The organism is Pandoraea cepalis (assembly GCF_902459665.1).
GTDB lineage: Bacteria > Pseudomonadota > Gammaproteobacteria > Burkholderiales > Burkholderiaceae > Pandoraea > Pandoraea cepalis.
The window spans coordinates 19,775-35,553 of sequence record NZ_CABPSL010000006.1 but is presented as its reverse complement, the minus strand read 5'-3'; the positions used below and the strand labels follow the sequence as shown (position 1 = coordinate 35,553).

At 62.3% G+C, this 15,779-nt stretch carries 13 protein-coding genes; 12 read left to right on the top strand and 1 reads right to left on the bottom strand.

Annotation, left to right across the window (positions count from 1 at the left end; genetic code table 11):
• Window positions 1-113: 113 nt before the first annotated feature.
• Complete coding sequence (locus PCE31106_RS09825; RefSeq protein WP_017232105.1) at window positions 114-902, top strand: hypothetical protein; 789 nt, start codon at window positions 114-116, stop codon at window positions 900-902.
• 109 nt (window positions 903-1,011) lie between these two features.
• Here PCE31106_RS09825 and ompA read toward each other — a convergent pair whose 3' ends face one another.
• Window positions 1,012-1,677, bottom strand: a complete 666-nt coding sequence (gene ompA / locus PCE31106_RS09820) for an outer membrane protein OmpA (RefSeq protein ID WP_017232104.1) — start codon at window positions 1,675-1,677, stop codon at window positions 1,012-1,014.
• Window positions 1,678-2,088: 411 nt separating this feature from the next.
• Here ompA and gyrA point away from each other — a divergent pair, with 411 nt between their 5' ends.
• The 11 genes from gyrA to PCE31106_RS09765 all read left to right on the top strand — a co-directional run bounded on the left by gyrA (window position 2,089) and on the right by PCE31106_RS09765 (window position 15,573).
• Window positions 2,089-4,716, top strand: a complete 2,628-nt coding sequence (gene gyrA, locus PCE31106_RS09815; protein ID WP_150563143.1) for a DNA gyrase subunit A — start codon at window positions 2,089-2,091, stop codon at window positions 4,714-4,716.
• Window positions 4,717-4,855: 139 nt separating this feature from the next.
• Window positions 4,856-5,443, top strand: coding sequence for a DUF2059 domain-containing protein (locus PCE31106_RS09810; protein ID WP_017232102.1), 588 nt, complete (start codon window positions 4,856-4,858; stop codon window positions 5,441-5,443).
• 282 nt (window positions 5,444-5,725) lie between these two features.
• Complete coding sequence (gene serC, locus PCE31106_RS09805; RefSeq protein WP_150563142.1) at window positions 5,726-6,838, top strand: 3-phosphoserine/phosphohydroxythreonine transaminase; 1,113 nt, start codon at window positions 5,726-5,728, stop codon at window positions 6,836-6,838.
• A 110-nt stretch (window positions 6,839-6,948) separates the two neighbouring features.
• Complete coding sequence (gene pheA / locus PCE31106_RS09800; RefSeq protein ID WP_017232100.1) at window positions 6,949-8,031, top strand: prephenate dehydratase; 1,083 nt, start codon at window positions 6,949-6,951, stop codon at window positions 8,029-8,031.
• A 21-nt stretch (window positions 8,032-8,052) separates the two neighbouring features.
• On the top strand, window positions 8,053-8,925 hold the full coding sequence (locus PCE31106_RS09795; RefSeq protein ID WP_150563141.1) for a prephenate dehydrogenase: 873 nt from the start codon (window positions 8,053-8,055) through the stop codon (window positions 8,923-8,925).
• The gene (gene aroA, locus PCE31106_RS09790) at window positions 8,925-10,247 is read left to right on the top strand and encodes a 3-phosphoshikimate 1-carboxyvinyltransferase (protein ID WP_150563140.1); all 1,323 of its coding nucleotides are present in this window, start codon (window positions 8,925-8,927) and stop codon (window positions 10,245-10,247) included. Before PCE31106_RS09795 ends, aroA begins: the two co-directional genes overlap by 1 nt.
• Window positions 10,248-10,996: 749 nt before the next feature.
• Window positions 10,997-12,256: an amino acid ABC transporter substrate-binding protein gene (locus tag PCE31106_RS09785; RefSeq protein ID WP_017232096.1), complete on the top strand. Its 1,260-nt coding sequence runs from the start codon at window positions 10,997-10,999 to the stop codon at window positions 12,254-12,256.
• A gap of 85 nt (window positions 12,257-12,341) precedes the next feature.
• Complete coding sequence (locus tag PCE31106_RS09780; RefSeq protein WP_026131626.1) at window positions 12,342-13,223, top strand: branched-chain amino acid ABC transporter permease; 882 nt, start codon at window positions 12,342-12,344, stop codon at window positions 13,221-13,223.
• The gene (locus PCE31106_RS09775) at window positions 13,216-14,172 is read left to right on the top strand and encodes a branched-chain amino acid ABC transporter permease (RefSeq protein ID WP_254440971.1); all 957 of its coding nucleotides are present in this window, start codon (window positions 13,216-13,218) and stop codon (window positions 14,170-14,172) included. Before PCE31106_RS09780 ends, PCE31106_RS09775 begins: the two co-directional genes overlap by 8 nt.
• Window positions 14,162-14,869, top strand: a complete 708-nt coding sequence (locus PCE31106_RS09770; protein ID WP_017232093.1) for an ABC transporter ATP-binding protein — start codon at window positions 14,162-14,164, stop codon at window positions 14,867-14,869. Before PCE31106_RS09775 ends, PCE31106_RS09770 begins: the two co-directional genes overlap by 11 nt.
• A complete protein-coding gene (locus PCE31106_RS09765) occupies window positions 14,866-15,573 on the top strand; it encodes an ABC transporter ATP-binding protein (protein WP_254440970.1) in 708 nt (235 codons plus the stop codon). The genes PCE31106_RS09770 and PCE31106_RS09765 overlap by 4 nt, the downstream gene beginning before the upstream one ends.
• Window positions 15,574-15,779: the final 206 nt, after the last annotated feature.

The following is a 15,779-nucleotide window of genomic DNA, read 5'->3' as shown; positions in this document are numbered from 1 at the left end:
CCGATCTCGCAACGGGCAGTGCTCGATGCGCTTGTCAACCCGCCATTTACACAGGTCGCGCGTACGTGCTTGAGCGATACATGTTCAACCCCCTATGCCGATAGGAGCGTGTCATGGCAGCAGAGCCGTCTGTTCGAACCAATGCGTTCATCTTTTATTCCCTCGCGACGGTGTCGTTCATCGAGACCAGCGTGCCGGAGTTCGTCTCCACGCTCAACCAGATGTATGGCGACGACGACGAGATGAGAACGTGGCTGCGCGATACCTGGCTGCCCGAGGAGGTCGAGCACGGGCGGCTCGCCAAGGACTACATCGCGCGCGTCTGGCCCGAGTTCGACTGGGCGCCGGCGTACGACGCGTTTCTGGAACGCTATAAGCCGCGGTGCGATGTGCAGCACATGCGGCCGTCGCTGGCCCTCGAGGCGCTTTCACGCTGCGTGACCGAGACGCAAACGGCCATGATCTACCGCTGCCTGGAATCCTATATGCCGGTCGAGGAACTCAAGCAGATGATGCACAAGCTGAGCAACGAGGAGGTCGGCCACTATCGCTATTTCCGCAAGACATTCGATCGGTACAACGCGGTGGAGCAGCGCGGGGTGATCCGGCGGCTGAGAACCATGGTCGAGCGCAGCGAACTGGTGCGCGACGAGGACATTGCGTTCGCGTTCGAGCCGCTCAATCGATTCTGGCGCACACCGCCGCCGTTCGAGACGATGACCTGGGACGCGTTCCTGGCGATGTCGGGCGATGTGATGAAGCAGTACATGCCTGTCGAGGCGGCCACGCGCATGATGTTCAAGCCGCTGGAGACGGGATCGTGGTGGCGCGACCGTCCGGTCAAGGCGCTGCTGAGCTTTATGGTGCGCCGGCAGTATCCGCAACTGGGCAGCGAGGCGTGAGGGTGCCGATTGTCGGAGCCTCGCGACGGTTCGGATGACGGATCCGATCGCGGCAGACGAAAAAAAACCCCGCCGAGGCGGGGTTTTTTCGTAGTCGGTGAGAACCGTATTACTTGTTCGTGCCGACGACTTCGACTTCCACGCGGCGATCCGGTGCCAGGCACTTGATCAGCTGACCGCGGTTCTTCTGGTTGCAACCGGTCGTGACCGGGTTGCGCTTGCCCTTGCCTTCCGTGTAGACGCGGTTGGCTTCAACGCCCTTGCTGACCAGGTAGGCCTTCACAGCTTGAGCGCGACGCAGCGACAGACGGTCGTTGTACTTGTCCGAACCGATGCGGTCGGTGTAGCCCGTGGCAACCACGACTTCCAGGTTCAGTGCTTGAACCTTGCCAGCCAGGTCGTCCAGCTTGGCCTTGCCTTCCGGCTTCAGGATGGCCTTGTCGAAATCGAACAGGGCGTCAGCTTGGTACGTCACCTTCTGCGAGACCGGAGCGACCGGAACCGGAGCCGGTGCCGGAGCCGGTGCCTGGGCGATGATCGAACCATCGCACTTGGCATTGGCCGTGGCCGGGGTCCAGTAGGCATCGCGCCAGCACAGTTCGTCCGAGCCGTTCTTCCAAACCCACTCGCCGCTGCCGTTAACCCAGTTGTCGTTGACAGCTTGTTTCGAGGCCGCGATCGGACCCGGAGCGGTCTGGACATAATTTTGAGCCATAGCCGAAGCAGCCATCACTGCGGTAGCTGCAACGATCGCGAGCTTAGCGAATTTATTCATATTTCTCCTCTCGAAATGAGATTACCGCAGGGTTACTGCGAGCCTAGACGACGGTACCAAAGTCTTACATCGCTCGAAGTATAACATCGGCCTTTGCGCCAAAGCATGGCCCATGCACTTCGAATAATGTCTAACTTATGCCACGGCATTTTGCCATAGCGCTTCCGCCACCCGTGAGCAAAACCCCAAGTTTGCCGCCCGTCGTGGCGCAGTTGTGGTGTGAGCGCAACACCTTTTGAGGCCCCTCGCCAACCGTTTCATTCTTCGTCGTCGCCGATCGTTTTGGCATGCCGGACATGTCTTGTGCGTCGCATCACGCTCGTTTCGGATGCCAATGACGGGCATGTTAGAATCTTAAGATCATATCGCCGGCAACCGCCTATCGCGATTAGGGTTTGATAGATACGAATAATGGATCAGTTCGCCAAAGAAACTCTCCCGATTTCGCTTGAAGAAGAAATGCGGCGGTCGTATCTCGATTACGCCATGAGCGTGATCGTCGGCCGCGCCCTGCCAGACGTGCGCGACGGCCTGAAGCCGGTGCACCGCCGTGCACTGTTTGCCATGCACGAGTTGAATAACGACTGGAACCGGGCATACAAGAAATCGGCACGTATCGTCGGTGACGTCATCGGTAAGTACCACCCGCACGGCGACGCCTCTGTATACGACACCATCGTTCGTATGGCGCAGCCGTTCTCGCTGCGCTACATGCTGGTCGACGGGCAGGGGAACTTCGGCTCGGTCGACGGCGACAACGCCGCGGCCATGCGATACACCGAAGTGCGCATGGCCAAGATCGGCCACGAGCTGCTCGCGGACATCGACAAGGAAACCGTCGACTTCGGTCCGAACTACGACGGCAGCGAGAAAGAGCCATTGATCTTGCCGGCCCGCATCCCGAACCTGCTGCTCAACGGTTCGTCGGGGATTGCGGTCGGCATGGCCACGAACATTCCGCCGCACAATCTCAACGAAGTCGTGGAAGGCTGTCTGCACGTGCTCAAGCACCCGGAAGCCACCATCGACGAACTCATCGAGATCATTCCGGCCCCGGACTTCCCGACGGCCGGCATCATCTACGGCATCTCCGGCGTGCGCGAAGGCTACCGCACCGGTCGCGGTCGTGTGGTGATGCGAGCGAAGACTCACTTCGAAGACATCGATCGCGGCCAGCGCGTGGCGATCATCGTCGACGAGCTGCCGTATCAGGTGAACAAGCGCTCACTGCTCGAGCGTATTGCCGAGCTGGTCAACGAGAAGCGTATTGAAGGGATTTCCGACATTCGCGACGAGTCCGACAAGAGCGGCATGCGCGTGGTGATCGAACTCAAGCGCGGCGAAGTGCCCGAGGTTGTGCTCAACAATCTCTATAAGCACACGCAGCTGCAAGACACGTTCGGCATGAACATGGTGGCGCTGGTCGACGGCCAGCCCAAGCTGCTGAACCTGCGCGAAATGCTGGTGCACTTCCTTGCGCACCGCCGCGAAGTGATTACTCGCCGCACGATCTACGAACTGCGTCGCGCCCGTGAGCGTGGGCATGTGCTCGAAGGTCTGGCGGTAGCGCTTGCTAACATCGACGACTTCATCGCGATCATCAAGGCGGCACCGACGCCGCCGATCGCGAAGGCCGCGTTGATGGAAAAGGCATGGGATTCGTCGGTCGTGCGCGACATGCTCGCGCGGGCCGAAAGCGATACGCAGGGCGGCCGTGCGGCCTACCGTCCGGAAGGGCTCGACGCCGCCGTGGGCATGCAGGCCGATGGACTCTACCGTCTGTCGGAGACGCAGGCGCAGGAAATTCTGCAGATGCGTCTGCAGCGCCTGACCGGTCTGGAACAGGACAAGATCGTTTCCGAGTACAAGGAAGTGATGGCCCAGATCGCCGACCTGCTCGACATCCTGGCGCGCCCTGAACGCGTGACGGCGATCATCGGCGACGAACTGACGGCCGTGCGCGCCGAGTTCGGCGACGAGCGTCGTTCGACCATCGAACACAACGCCACCGAACTCGACACCGAAGACCTGATCACGCCGCAGGACATGGTGGTTACGCTGTCGCACTCGGGCTACATCAAGTCGATGCCGTTGTCCGAATACCGCGCACAGAAGCGCGGTGGCCGAGGCAAGCAGGCCGCCGCGACCAAGGACGACGACTGGATCGACACGCTGTTCATTGCCAATACGCACGATACGATTCTGTGCTTCTCGAATCGCGGCCGTGTGTATTGGATCAAGGTCTATGAAGTGCCGCAGGGGTCGCGAACCTCGCGCGGGCGTCCGATCGTCAATATGTTCCCGTTGCAGGACGGCGAGAAGATCAACGTGGTGCTGCCGGTCAAGGCATACACGGAAGATCGCTTCGTGTTCATGGCCACGAGCCTGGGCACGGTCAAGAAGACGCCGCTGACGGCCTTCAGCCGTCCGCTCAAGAAGGGCATCATCGCGGTGAATCTCGATGACGGCGACGTGTTGATCGGCGCGGCCATCACCGACGGTGCTCACGACGTCATGTTGTTCTCGGACAGCGGCAAGGCGGTGCGTTTCGACGAAAACGATGTGCGTCCGATGGGACGCGAAGCGCGTGGCGTGCGCGGCATGCAGCTCGAAGACGGGCAGACGGTCATCGCGCTGCTGGTTGCCGAGAACGAGCAGCAGTCGGTGCTTACGGCGACTGAAAACGGCTACGGCAAACGCACGTCGATCACCGAATATACGCGCCACGGCCGTGGCACTAAGGGTATGATTGCGATCCAGACGAGCGAACGCAACGGCCGGGTGGTCGCGGCGACGTTGGTCGAGCCGGATGACGAGATCATGCTGATCACGACCGGCGGGGTGCTGATCCGTACGCGCGTGTCGGAAATTCGCGAAATGGGCCGGGCCACGCAGGGGGTGACGCTGATCAGCCTGGACGAAGGCACGACGCTTTCGGGCCTGCAACGCATCGTCGAGTCCGATGCCGAAATCGCGGAGAATGGCGGTGATGCTCAAGATGGCGACGAGACGCCGGAAGCGGATGTCACGGAATCATGACTGACGTAACGCGATGTAAGCTGCGGGCGCATTACCCCGAAAAGTCAGTAGAATCTGGCTCGATGCAGTGAAGTGCCCAGGCGAGGATGCATCTATTTATCGCCGGACAAAGCCGGCGAACTTTGGAGTGACTATTACTATGCAACATAACGTCAAGAAGTGGATGTGGCTGCTGCTCGCAGCGCCGGCAATGGCGATGGCTCAACAAAGCGCCCCGATCGATGCCGACAAGAAGGCCGCCATCAAGGACCTGCTCGACGCCATCGACGCGAACAAGCTCGTCGCCGCCATCGGTGACGGCGCGCAGCAACAGGCAAAGCAATTGGCGCCGCAAGTGCTCGAACGCCAACTGGTCGCCAACAAGACGATGAGCGATGCGCAGAAGCAGGCCATTGTGCCGACGCTGCAAGAGCGCTCGGTGCAAAAGCTCGTCGAGGGGGCAGGCAAGGTCTTCACTTCCGACGCGTTCAAGAACGATGCCGTGCAAGCGCAATACGCGGCTTATGGCAAGTTCTACACCACCGACGAAATCAAGGGTCTGACGGCGTTTTACAAGAGCGCGGTCGGCCAGAAGTACATCAAGGTGCAGGATCAGGTTGGCCAGGAAGTCGTTGGCGGTCTGATGCAGAAGTACATGCCGCAATCGATCGACGCGACCAGCAAGCAAGCGGACGCAGAGATTGCCGCGGCCGCCAAGTCGGCACCGAAGGCGCCGGCCAAGAAGTAAATTTCGGCCGGTCCCGCTGGGATTGACCGATAATGGCCGTTTGCGAGCGATCGCAAACGGCCATTTTGCATTGATGGTGTGAACTGCCGGGTTTTGCTCAGAATTTTCCGGCAAAGCCATCGTCCAGCGGCGGAATTGGGGCGGACACCCGCACGTCGAAGGCATCTGGCGGTATAGTGGGTCTTCGCCGCCTCGCAAACGAGTCATCGTCAGACGTGAAACGCAAGCCGCACGGGGCAGTGTCCGTCGGCTTGCGTTTCACTTTTACCGTGGCAAAACATTATGACGCGCGCTTTCAATTTTTCGGCCGGTCCGGCGGCGCTGCCGGCCGAGGTGCTGGCACAGGCTGCCGAGGAAATGCTCGACTGGCACGGCGCCGGTATGGGCGTGATGGAGATGAGCCATCGCGGACGTGAGTTCATGAGCATTCTGGCGCAGGCGCAGGCCGATCTGCGTGAGCTGCTCGCCGTGCCGGACAACTACCGGATTCTGTTCATGCAGGGCGGCGCGCTGGCCGAGAACGCGCTCATCCCGATGAACCTGTTGGGCGGCGAGCGTGCGGGAGAGCGTCGTACGGCGGACTACGTCGTCACCGGGTCGTGGTCGGTGAAGTCGCAGAAGGAGGCGCGCAAGTATTGCGACGTCAATATCGCCGCGAGCACCGAAGCCGAGAAGTTCACCCGCCTGCCGACAATGGACGAATGGCAGTTGTCCAAAGATCCGGCTTACGTGCATATCTGTACGAATGAAACCATTCATGGCGTCGAGTATTTCTGGACGCCCGATTTGGGCGCCGCCGGGCGGCCGAACGTGCCGCTCGTGGCGGACGTCTCGTCGCACATTCTTTCGCGTCCGATGGATGTGTCGAAGTTCGGCGTGATGTACGGCGGTGCGCAGAAGAATATCGGTCCGTCGGGGTTGACGGTGGTCATCGTGCGCGACGACCTGCTCGGCCGCGCGTTGCCGATCACGCCGAGTGCGTTCGATTGGAAGATCGTTGCCGAGAACGACTCGATGTTCAACACGCCGCCGACCTACGCGATCTACATCGCCGGTCTGGTGTTCCAGTGGCTCAAGCGCCAGGGGGGACTGGTGGCCATGGAGGCGCAGAACAAGGCCAAGGCCGATTGCCTCTATGGCTACCTGGACAGCAGCGAGTTTTACCGCACACCCGTCGCGAAGGATTGCCGCTCGCGCATGAACGTGCCGTTTTTCCTGCACGACGACGCATTGAACGAGTCTTTCCTGGCCGGCGCTCGCGAGCGCGGCCTGCTGCAACTCAAGGGCCACAAGTCCGTGGGAGGCATGCGCGCCTCGATTTACAACGCGATGCCGCTGGCCGGCGTCAAGGCGCTGGTCGATTATCTGCGCGAATTCGAGCGCAGCCACGGCTGACGAGGGCGAACGGCCGGCGCAAAAGGAATGTCCCGACGTGCTTCGGGACATCGCGCCAAGCACGGCCGAATCGCCCGCCCCTGTTCCACTGCATGACGACAATACGCTCCATGGAAGACGATCTGAACGCATTGCTGCGCCCCTTGCGGGAGAAAATCGATGACATCGACGCGCAGCTTCTGAAACTGCTCAACCAACGCGCCGCCGTCGCCCTGGAAGTGGGCGAAGTCAAGAAGCGGTTCGGCGCGCCGGTGTTCCGGCCTGAGCGCGAATTGCAGGTCATTTCGCGTCTGCAACAGACCAACGACGGCCCGTTGTATGGCGACAATCTGGCGTCGATCTGGCGCGAGATCATGTCGGCCAGCCGTGCGCTGGAGAAGGTCATGACGGTCGCTTACCTGGGGCCGGCCGGCACCTACAGCGAACAGGCGGCATTTGCCTACTTCGGACAAAGCGTGAAAGGCTTGCCGTGCCCGTCGCTCGACGAGGTGTTCCGCGCCGTCGAGGCAGGCAGCGCGGACTTCGGCGTCGTGCCGGTCGAGAATTCGACCGAGGGTGTCGTGTCGCGCACGCTGGACCTGCTGCTGCAAAGTCCGCTGACGATCAGCGGCGAAGTGGCTTTGCCGATTCATCACAATCTGATGTCGCTCTCGGGCACGCTCGACGGGGTCAAGCGCATCTGCTCGCATGCGCAGTCGCTCGCCCAATGTCAGCACTGGCTTACGGCGCATTTTCCGCTGCTGGAGCGGCAGGCGGTGTCGAGCAATGCTGAGGCTGCGCGTATGGCATCGGCCGATCCGACCATTGCGGCGATTGCCGGCGAGTCCGCGGCGACCCAGTACGGACTGCAGGTGGCCTACGCGCATGTGCAGGACGATCCGCACAACCGCACGCGATTCGTCGTTGTCGGCACGCAGGATCCGGCGCCGAGCGGCCACGATCAAACATCGCTGATTCTCTCGGTGCCGAATCGCGCCGGTGCCGTGGTCGCGTTACTCGAACCGCTGGCGAACAATGGCGTGTCGATGACGCGCTTCGAGTCGCGTCCGGCCAAAAGCGGCGCGTGGGAGTATTACTTCTACGTCGATTTCGAGGGCCATCGCGACGATCCCAATGTCGCCAAGGCGCTCGACGCGCTCCGTCAGAACGCGGCTTATTGCAAAGTGCTCGGGTCATACCCGCGCTCCGCATAACGCGGCGGCGGACGAAACACCATGAGTCTGAATAAACTCGTCATCTGCGGCGTCGGCCTGATTGGCGGTTCGCTCGCACGTGCGCTCAAGGCCGCGGGTGCCGTGAAGGAAGTCGTTGGCGTCGGGCGCAGCGAGGCGTCGCTGGCGCGCGCGCGCGAACTCGGTGTGATCGATCGGGCTGCCGTGTCAATGGCCGAGGCCGTGGCGGGGGCCGATGTCGTCGTGCTCGCGGCGCCGGTGGCGCAGACGCCCGCATTGCTCGCGGCGATCCGCCCGTTTCTCGGTGGCGATACGATCGTGACCGACGCGGGAAGTACCAAAACGGACGCCGTAACCGCCGCCAAGGCCGCACTGGGCGACGAGGTCTGGCGCTTCGTGCCGGGGCACCCTATCGCCGGGGCGGAATTGTCCGGTGTCGATGCAGCGAAAGCCGATTTGTATCTCGACCGGCGCGTCGTGCTGTGTCCGCAAGCGAACAATCGTCACGAGGACGTCGCGCGGGTGCGCGCGATGTGGGAGGCGACCGGGGCGCGTGTGTCGGAAATGTCCGAGACGCAGCACGATCGCGTATTCGCGTCGGTCAGTCACCTGCCGCATGTTCTCTCGTACGCGCTCATCGCGCAGATTCTCGAAGCCCCCGACGCTGCCTCGAAATTCGGTTTCGCGGGCGGTGGTTTTCGCGACTTTACGCGCATCGCGGCATCGAATCCGGAAATGTGGCGCGATATCTGTATGGCCAATCGCGAGGCACTGCTCGCCGAACTCGATGGCTACGTCGCGACGCTCGCGGGTTTGCGTCAATTGATCGATGCCGGTGACGGCGCCGGTCTCGAGGCCGTCTTCGCGCGCACCAGCCAGGCGCGCACGAACTGGGCCAAGCAACAGGAAAAGTAATGGAAACGCTCGATCTCGGTCCTTACGGACACGCCGAAGGCACGCTGCGCCTGCCCGGCTCGAAAAGTATCTCGAACCGCGTATTGCTGCTCGCCGCGTTGTCCCACGGCACAACCCGCGTGCGCGACCTGCTCGCGTCGGACGACACGAAGGTCATGCTCGACGCCTTGGCGACGCTTGGCGTCAAATGTACGCAGGTCGGTGACTCGCGCGATTTCATCGTTGAGGGCTGCGGCGGTGCATTTCCCGTCAAGACGGCCAAGCTGTTCATGGGCAACGCGGGCACGGCCATTCGTCCGCTGACGGCGGCGCTCGCGCTTAGCCACGGCGACTATGCGGTCTCAGGGGTGGCGCGTATGCACGAACGCCCGATCGGCGACCTGGTTGACGGCTTGCGTCAGCTCGGCGCGCATATCGATTACGTCGGTAACGCCGGCTATCCCCCGCTGCATATCCAGCCGGCCGATGTGGCCGCACCGTCGGCGCCCATTCGCGTGCGTGGCGATGTGTCGAGCCAGTTCCTTACCGCGTTGCTGCTCACGTTGCCGCTGTTGCCGTCGGCAACGGGCGAGATCGTCGTTGAAGTCGAGGGAGAGCTGATTTCCAAGCCGTACATCGACATCACGCTGCGACTGTTGCGGCGCTTCGGCATCGATGTCCGGCAAGACGGATGGTCGCGCTTCACGTTGCCGGCGGCGGATGCCAGCGGCGCGAAGTATCGGAGTCCAGGCGAGATCCGGGTCGAAGGCGATGCGTCGTCGGCGTCGTACTTCCTCGCCGCCGGGGCCATTGGGGGCGGGCCGCTGCGCGTGGAAGGCGTCGGCCGCGACAGCATTCAGGGCGATGTGCGTTTCGTGGACGCCCTTGCGGCGATGGGCGCGCGCGTCACACTGTTCGACGACGCCATTGAAGTGCACGGCGTCGACACGCCGAGCGGCAAGCTGCGTGCGCTCGACATGGACTTCAATCACATTCCCGACGCGGCAATGACGATCGCGGTCGCCGCCCTTTTCGCGGACGGCACCACCACGCTGCGCAATATCGCAAGCTGGCGCGTGAAGGAAACGGATCGTTTGGCCGCCATGGCCATCGAACTGCGCAAGGTGGGGGCAACGGTGGAGGAGGGCACGGACTATTTGCGTGTCACGCCGCCCGCCGCACTCACACCGAACGCAGCCATCGACACCTACGACGATCACCGTATGGCGATGTGCTTCTCGCTCGTGAGCCTGGGCGGCGTGCCGGTGACGATCAACGATCCGAAATGCGTTGCCAAGACGTTCCCGACGTATTTCACCGAGTTTGCTCGCGTTGCGTCCTAGCGCGTTGCACATGCTGGGTTGCACGCCGTTGTTGAAAGGGCAGAACTGACGGTACGTACGCGCATCGGCCCCTGATTGTCGGAAGACCACTCGGGGGCCGATCACGCGGGCCGTGTGCGTGGCCAGGCCCCTGGCACGAGATCGACCGCCCGGTGCACCTCAATTTCCCTCCCGTCTATCTGCATAGCCCCGCGTGCCGCGCGGCTCGGGATCGGCGTGCTCTGCCTGCCTCGCCCCGGCAAAGCATCCGCCAACGCGGTGATGCCGTTCGCCACCGCTTCGTTTGCGCTGGCTCGTCCTGACACGCCCTGACACGCCCCGGAAGCATCCGGCCTCTCCGGCGCTTTCGGCGTCTCCGGCACATCCGGCACATCCGGCACATCCGGCGCGAGCCAGCCGGACGTCACTTTTCCCAGCCACCCGTCGGCGCATTTGTGCGGATTTTCGCGCAATGCGCATGTCGCGACACGCGGGCACCGTGCTGCATCAAGGCATTGCGTTCGCCGATGTGATTGGCATGCGAATTGCATAACGTTCTCCAAACAATCGAATATCGATCATCAGGAGACATGTCATGACATTCACCCGCCTTCCCATTTACTGACCCGCCGGGCCCAACCGGCCCGGCCTCAGGCCGTCGGTTCCCATTCGCTTCCCACGTAGCAGAACCCTGACCACGGGCGTCATTGCGGCTTTCGCCGCGCGGCGTGGACAGGTCTTGATGTCAAAACGATCCAGAGGAGATTTCAATGCACGCGCGACTGACCCGTAAAACCGCCACTTCGCTGAAAATGACCGCCGCCGCGATCGCCTGCGCGTTCGCCAGCCTGGGGGCGCAAGCTGCACAGGCGCCAGCACAGATCAGTATTGGCACGCTCTACGCGAGCACTGGCCCGTTCGCGGTGGCTTCCCAGGGGCAATACGAAGGGCTGAAGTTCTGGGCCGACACCGTCAACAAGCAGGGCGGGGTGCTCGTCAAGGCATACGGCAAGAAGATTCCCGTGAAGATCGTGGCGTACGACGACCAGAGTTCGACGTCCACGGCCACCACGCTCTATAACCAGTTGATCACGCAGGACAAGGTCGACATCCTCGTGGCGGACTTTGGGTCGGTGCTGACGTCGGTCGCGGTGCCGCTCGCGGCTGAGCACCACATGCTGTTGATCGATCCGACCGGCTCGGGGGCGAACTTCTTCACTCAGAAGACCGATTACCTCGCCGATGTGAGTATTCCGTCGTCGACGGTCTGGCCGGTGCCGCTCGCCAACTTCCTCCTCAAGCAGAAGATCAAGCGCGTGGCGATTGTCTATGGCGCGAACGATTTCGATGCCTCGCAAGCCGAAACGATGAAGGCGGAACTCGCGAAGGGCGGCGTGACGCCGGTGTTCTACCACAGCGTGCCGACCACGGAATCGAACTACAACGTGCTGCTGCACACGGCGAAGGCCGCCAATCCCCAGGCGTTGCTTGAATTCGGCTACGCGCCGAACGACATCGCATTCCTGCGCGCGCTGTCGCAAAGCGGCCTGCATTTCGATATGACGTTCACGATCTTCCCGGGGCAACTGCTGCAACTGCTCACGAAGAATGCGGGGGTCGATGCGCTCGCCTACACGTACACGTACCCCACGCCGCCGCTGGTCAAGTACGACAAGGTCACTTACGGGATGAATACCGCGCAATTTGTGCAGGCGTTCCAGGCCGACCAACACAAGGATCCGACCTTCCTCGACTCGGCCGGTTACAACACGGGCATTGTCATGGAGAAGATGCTTGGCGACGCACCGACGTTTGCACAACCGGCCTTCCATCAGGCCTTGATGGACATGTCCGGAAAGACGACCACGCTGCTGGGGCCGTTCCAGATCAATGCGAACGGGGCGCAGCTCGGCCAACCGTTCCCGGTCGCCCAGATGGTGCCGGACGGCAACAAGGGGCTCAAGTTCGTCGTCGTGTATCCGGACTCGCATGCGACCGGCAAGCCGGTGTATCCGGCGCCGACGCACTGATCGTCAGTCGCATCGTCTGATCAGGAACCGGCCGGCGCCGAACGACGGCGCCGGCGACGACATCCTCGCTTGCGAAGGGACGAACGTGGAACTTCTTGCTTATGCCGTCATGGGCGGCATTCTGTACGGTATCTTCTTCACGCTGGTCGGCCTGGGACTCAATCTCGTGTTCGGCGTGATGCGTATCATCAATCTCGCGCACGGGCAGTTCATCGTGCTGGGCAGCTATGCGGCGTGGATGGTCTCGCATCATTTCGGCCTGAGTCCGTTGTGGGCCATTCCCGTGTCGGTGGCTGCGGCAACGATCATTGGCTGGCCGATGTATCGGGCCGTCGTGCCGCGACTGCAGCGCAGCGACGACCCGGAGATGCTGTCGTTCATCCTGTTCTTCGGCATTGGCCAGATGCTCGAGTCGTTGACGGTATTGATGTTCGGCGCCGACCAGCGCTCGTTGCCCGACGATGCGCTCGGCAGCGGCAATCTGGGGGCCTTCGGCCAGCAGTTTCCCGATAGTTGGTGGTGGGCCGCCGGCATCAGCGTTGCGGCGCTGGTCGTGCTGTGGCTGTATTTCTCGCGCACGCGGTTCGGCTATGCAACTCGCGCGGTGATGGCCAATCGGGAAGAGGCCGTTGCCACCGGAATCGACGTGCGCCGTGTGTCGACCATTGCGTTTGTCGCAGGTCTCGCGCTCGCGGGCATCGCGGGCGTGTTCGTGCCGTATCTCCTCGGCTCGGTGTCGCCCGATCTTGGCGACAACCTCACCACGACCGCGTTCGCGATCGTGGTCATCGGCTCACTTGGCAATCCGCTTGGCACGATTGCCGGCGGGCTCGTGTTCGGTCTCGGCACGATGCTGATGCAAACCTATTACTCGTCGTGGTCGAACGTAGTGCCGTATGCGCTGCTGTTGATCATTGTGCTCATTCGTCCCTCGGGCTTGCTCGGAAAGGCGGTGCGTCTTGCTTGATACCACTCTGAACCCCACCGGACAGACGACGCCGCGACGCTTGCGCGCACCGGCGATCACGCTTGCAGTGGTTGCCGCGATCTTTCTCGTGGCACCTCATGTGTACGCCAACCAGTCGCTGCTGTTCACGATCATGACGTTTATCGTGCTGGCACAGGGACTCAACCTGCTGTACGGCTTCACCGGCTATTTGCCGTTCGGCTATGTGGGCTTTTTCGGCAGTGGTGCCTATGCAACGTCGCTGCTCGTGCTTCATACGCACCTGCCCATACTCGCGTGCGTCGCGGGCGGCGGCCTCGCGGCCGCACTGCTCGGGCTGGTGCTCGGGCCGCTGTTGCGGCTCTCGGGCGCCTACTTCTCGATCGCGAATCTCGCGGCGTCGCAGATCATCTACTTCGTTGTGTCGAACCCGAACCTGTCCGACGTGACCGGCGGCCCCTACGGACTCAAGATCGAACAGGTCTACAGTCCGGGCGCAAGCTACGCTTGCATGCTCGGCGTTTTGCTCATCGCGTGCGCATTTGCGGCGTACTTCCGCACGTCCGGCTTTGGCATGTCGCTGCGTGCGGTCAAGCAGGATCCGGTGAGCGCGGCGATGGCGGGCGTCAACGTTGTGCAGGCGCGTCTCGTCGCGTGGCTGGTGTCGGCATTGATCGCCGGGCTCGCGGGCGGCACCTACGCATGGGGCATCTCGGTGTTCTATCCCGACGCGGTGTTCACGTTGCAGTTCTCGGTGTTCGCCATCGTGTTCGCACTCTTCGGCGGTGTCGGCACGGTCATCGGGCCGATTGTCGGCGCGGGGCTGCTCTACGTCCTGTACGCGGCGATCGGGATTTCCACGCCACAGTACTTCCAGTTCATCTATGGCGGTCTCATCGTGCTGCTCGTGCTGTTTCTGCCGGGTGGCCTCCTGTCGCTGCTGCAACGTCGGGGTATCCATGTCTTCTGAATTGTTGCAACTCGTGGGCGTTCACAAGCGCTTCGGCGCACAGGTCGTGCTCAACGATGTGAACTTTGCTGTCGTGCCCGGCGAGATCGTCGGTCTCGTCGGCCCGAATGGCTCCGGCAAGACGACGACCATCAACGTGATTTCGGGACTCCTGCAGGCGGACGAGGGCGCGATCGATTTCCTCGGGCAAACGATCAACCGCATGCCGATGCACCGGCGTGTACACCTTGGCATCAACCGTACGTTTCAGGTGCCGAAGGTGTTTCGCGACATGACTGTGCATGAGAACGTTGAAGTCGCGGCGCGCAGCGTGCGTCTGGATCCCCGCGAGATCGGACCGATTCTCGAAGACATCGGTCTCGCCAGTGTGGCGTCGCGTGTCGCGGGTTCGCTGACGGTAAATCAACAGAAGCTACTCGATCTCGGACGGGCGCTCGCCACGCGGCCGCAACTGCTGCTGGTCGACGAGATCGGCGCGGGGCTCAATCCCGCGGAATTGAATGTGATTGCCGAGTTGCTGCAACGACTGTCGGCACGTGGCATCGCGATGATCGTGGTCGAGCACTTGCTCGATTTTCTTAACCGCATCACCGAACGTGTGATCGTGCTCGGCGCCGGGCGCATGTTGTTCGAGGGACCGCTCGCGTCGGCCGCGCGCGACCCCGAGGTGATCGCTGCATTCATTGGAGCGGCATGATGACGGCATCCCTGGTAATCGAAGGCGTGGAGGCCGGCTATGGGGACATGCAGGTGCTGTGGGGCGTCGATATGCGGGTCGAGCCCGGGCAAACCGTGCTGTTGCTCGGTGCAAACAGCGCGGGCAAGACGACGCTGCTGCGCACGCTGATTGGACTATTGCCGTGCACGGGCGGGCGCATCACGCTCGACGGCGAGCGCATTGACATGCTGCGGCCTGATCAGCGGATTCGGCGCGGCATCGCATTCATGTCGGAGCTCGGTGTATTTCCGACGCTGTCGATCGACGAGAACATCGCGCTCGGCGGCTATTTCATGCCTGAAGCGAAAATCCGTCAGCGCAAGGAAGTGTTGTTCGCGCTTTTTCCCGCACTGGCGGCGAAGCGGCGTGCAGCCGCGGCAAGCCTGTCGGGGGGGCAACGCAAGATGCTCGGCATCGCGAAGGTGCTCATCGCCGAACCCCGCCTCCTGTTGATGGACGAGCCGTCCTCCGGTCTCGCGCCGGTGTTCGTCAAGCACGTGATCGACGCGTTGCGCACGGCTATTGGCGACGGAACCTCGTTGCTGATCGCGGAGCAGAATATCGCGTTCCTCGATCTTGCCGATCGCGGTTACTTGCTCGATCACGGCAAGGTTCGCGTGTCGGGCTCGCGCGCGGAGCTCGAAGCGAGCGACGCCGTGCGCGAGACTTACTTCGGGCTGTAAGGTTCGTTTGGCGAACGATGTCCGGGATGTCGACGCGTTGTCGTCGCGGACGCAGGACGCGGGCCTGATGAGGCCCCCTCCCGCGAGAGGATCGAGCGGAGCACGGGGATCGGGTACGCCGGACAAGCGCTTGTGCCGATGGTCGTCGGTCGCCGCACCGTTAGAATGATGGCTTCAGAGGAGACGGTGCGATGGGGCGGTGGGCA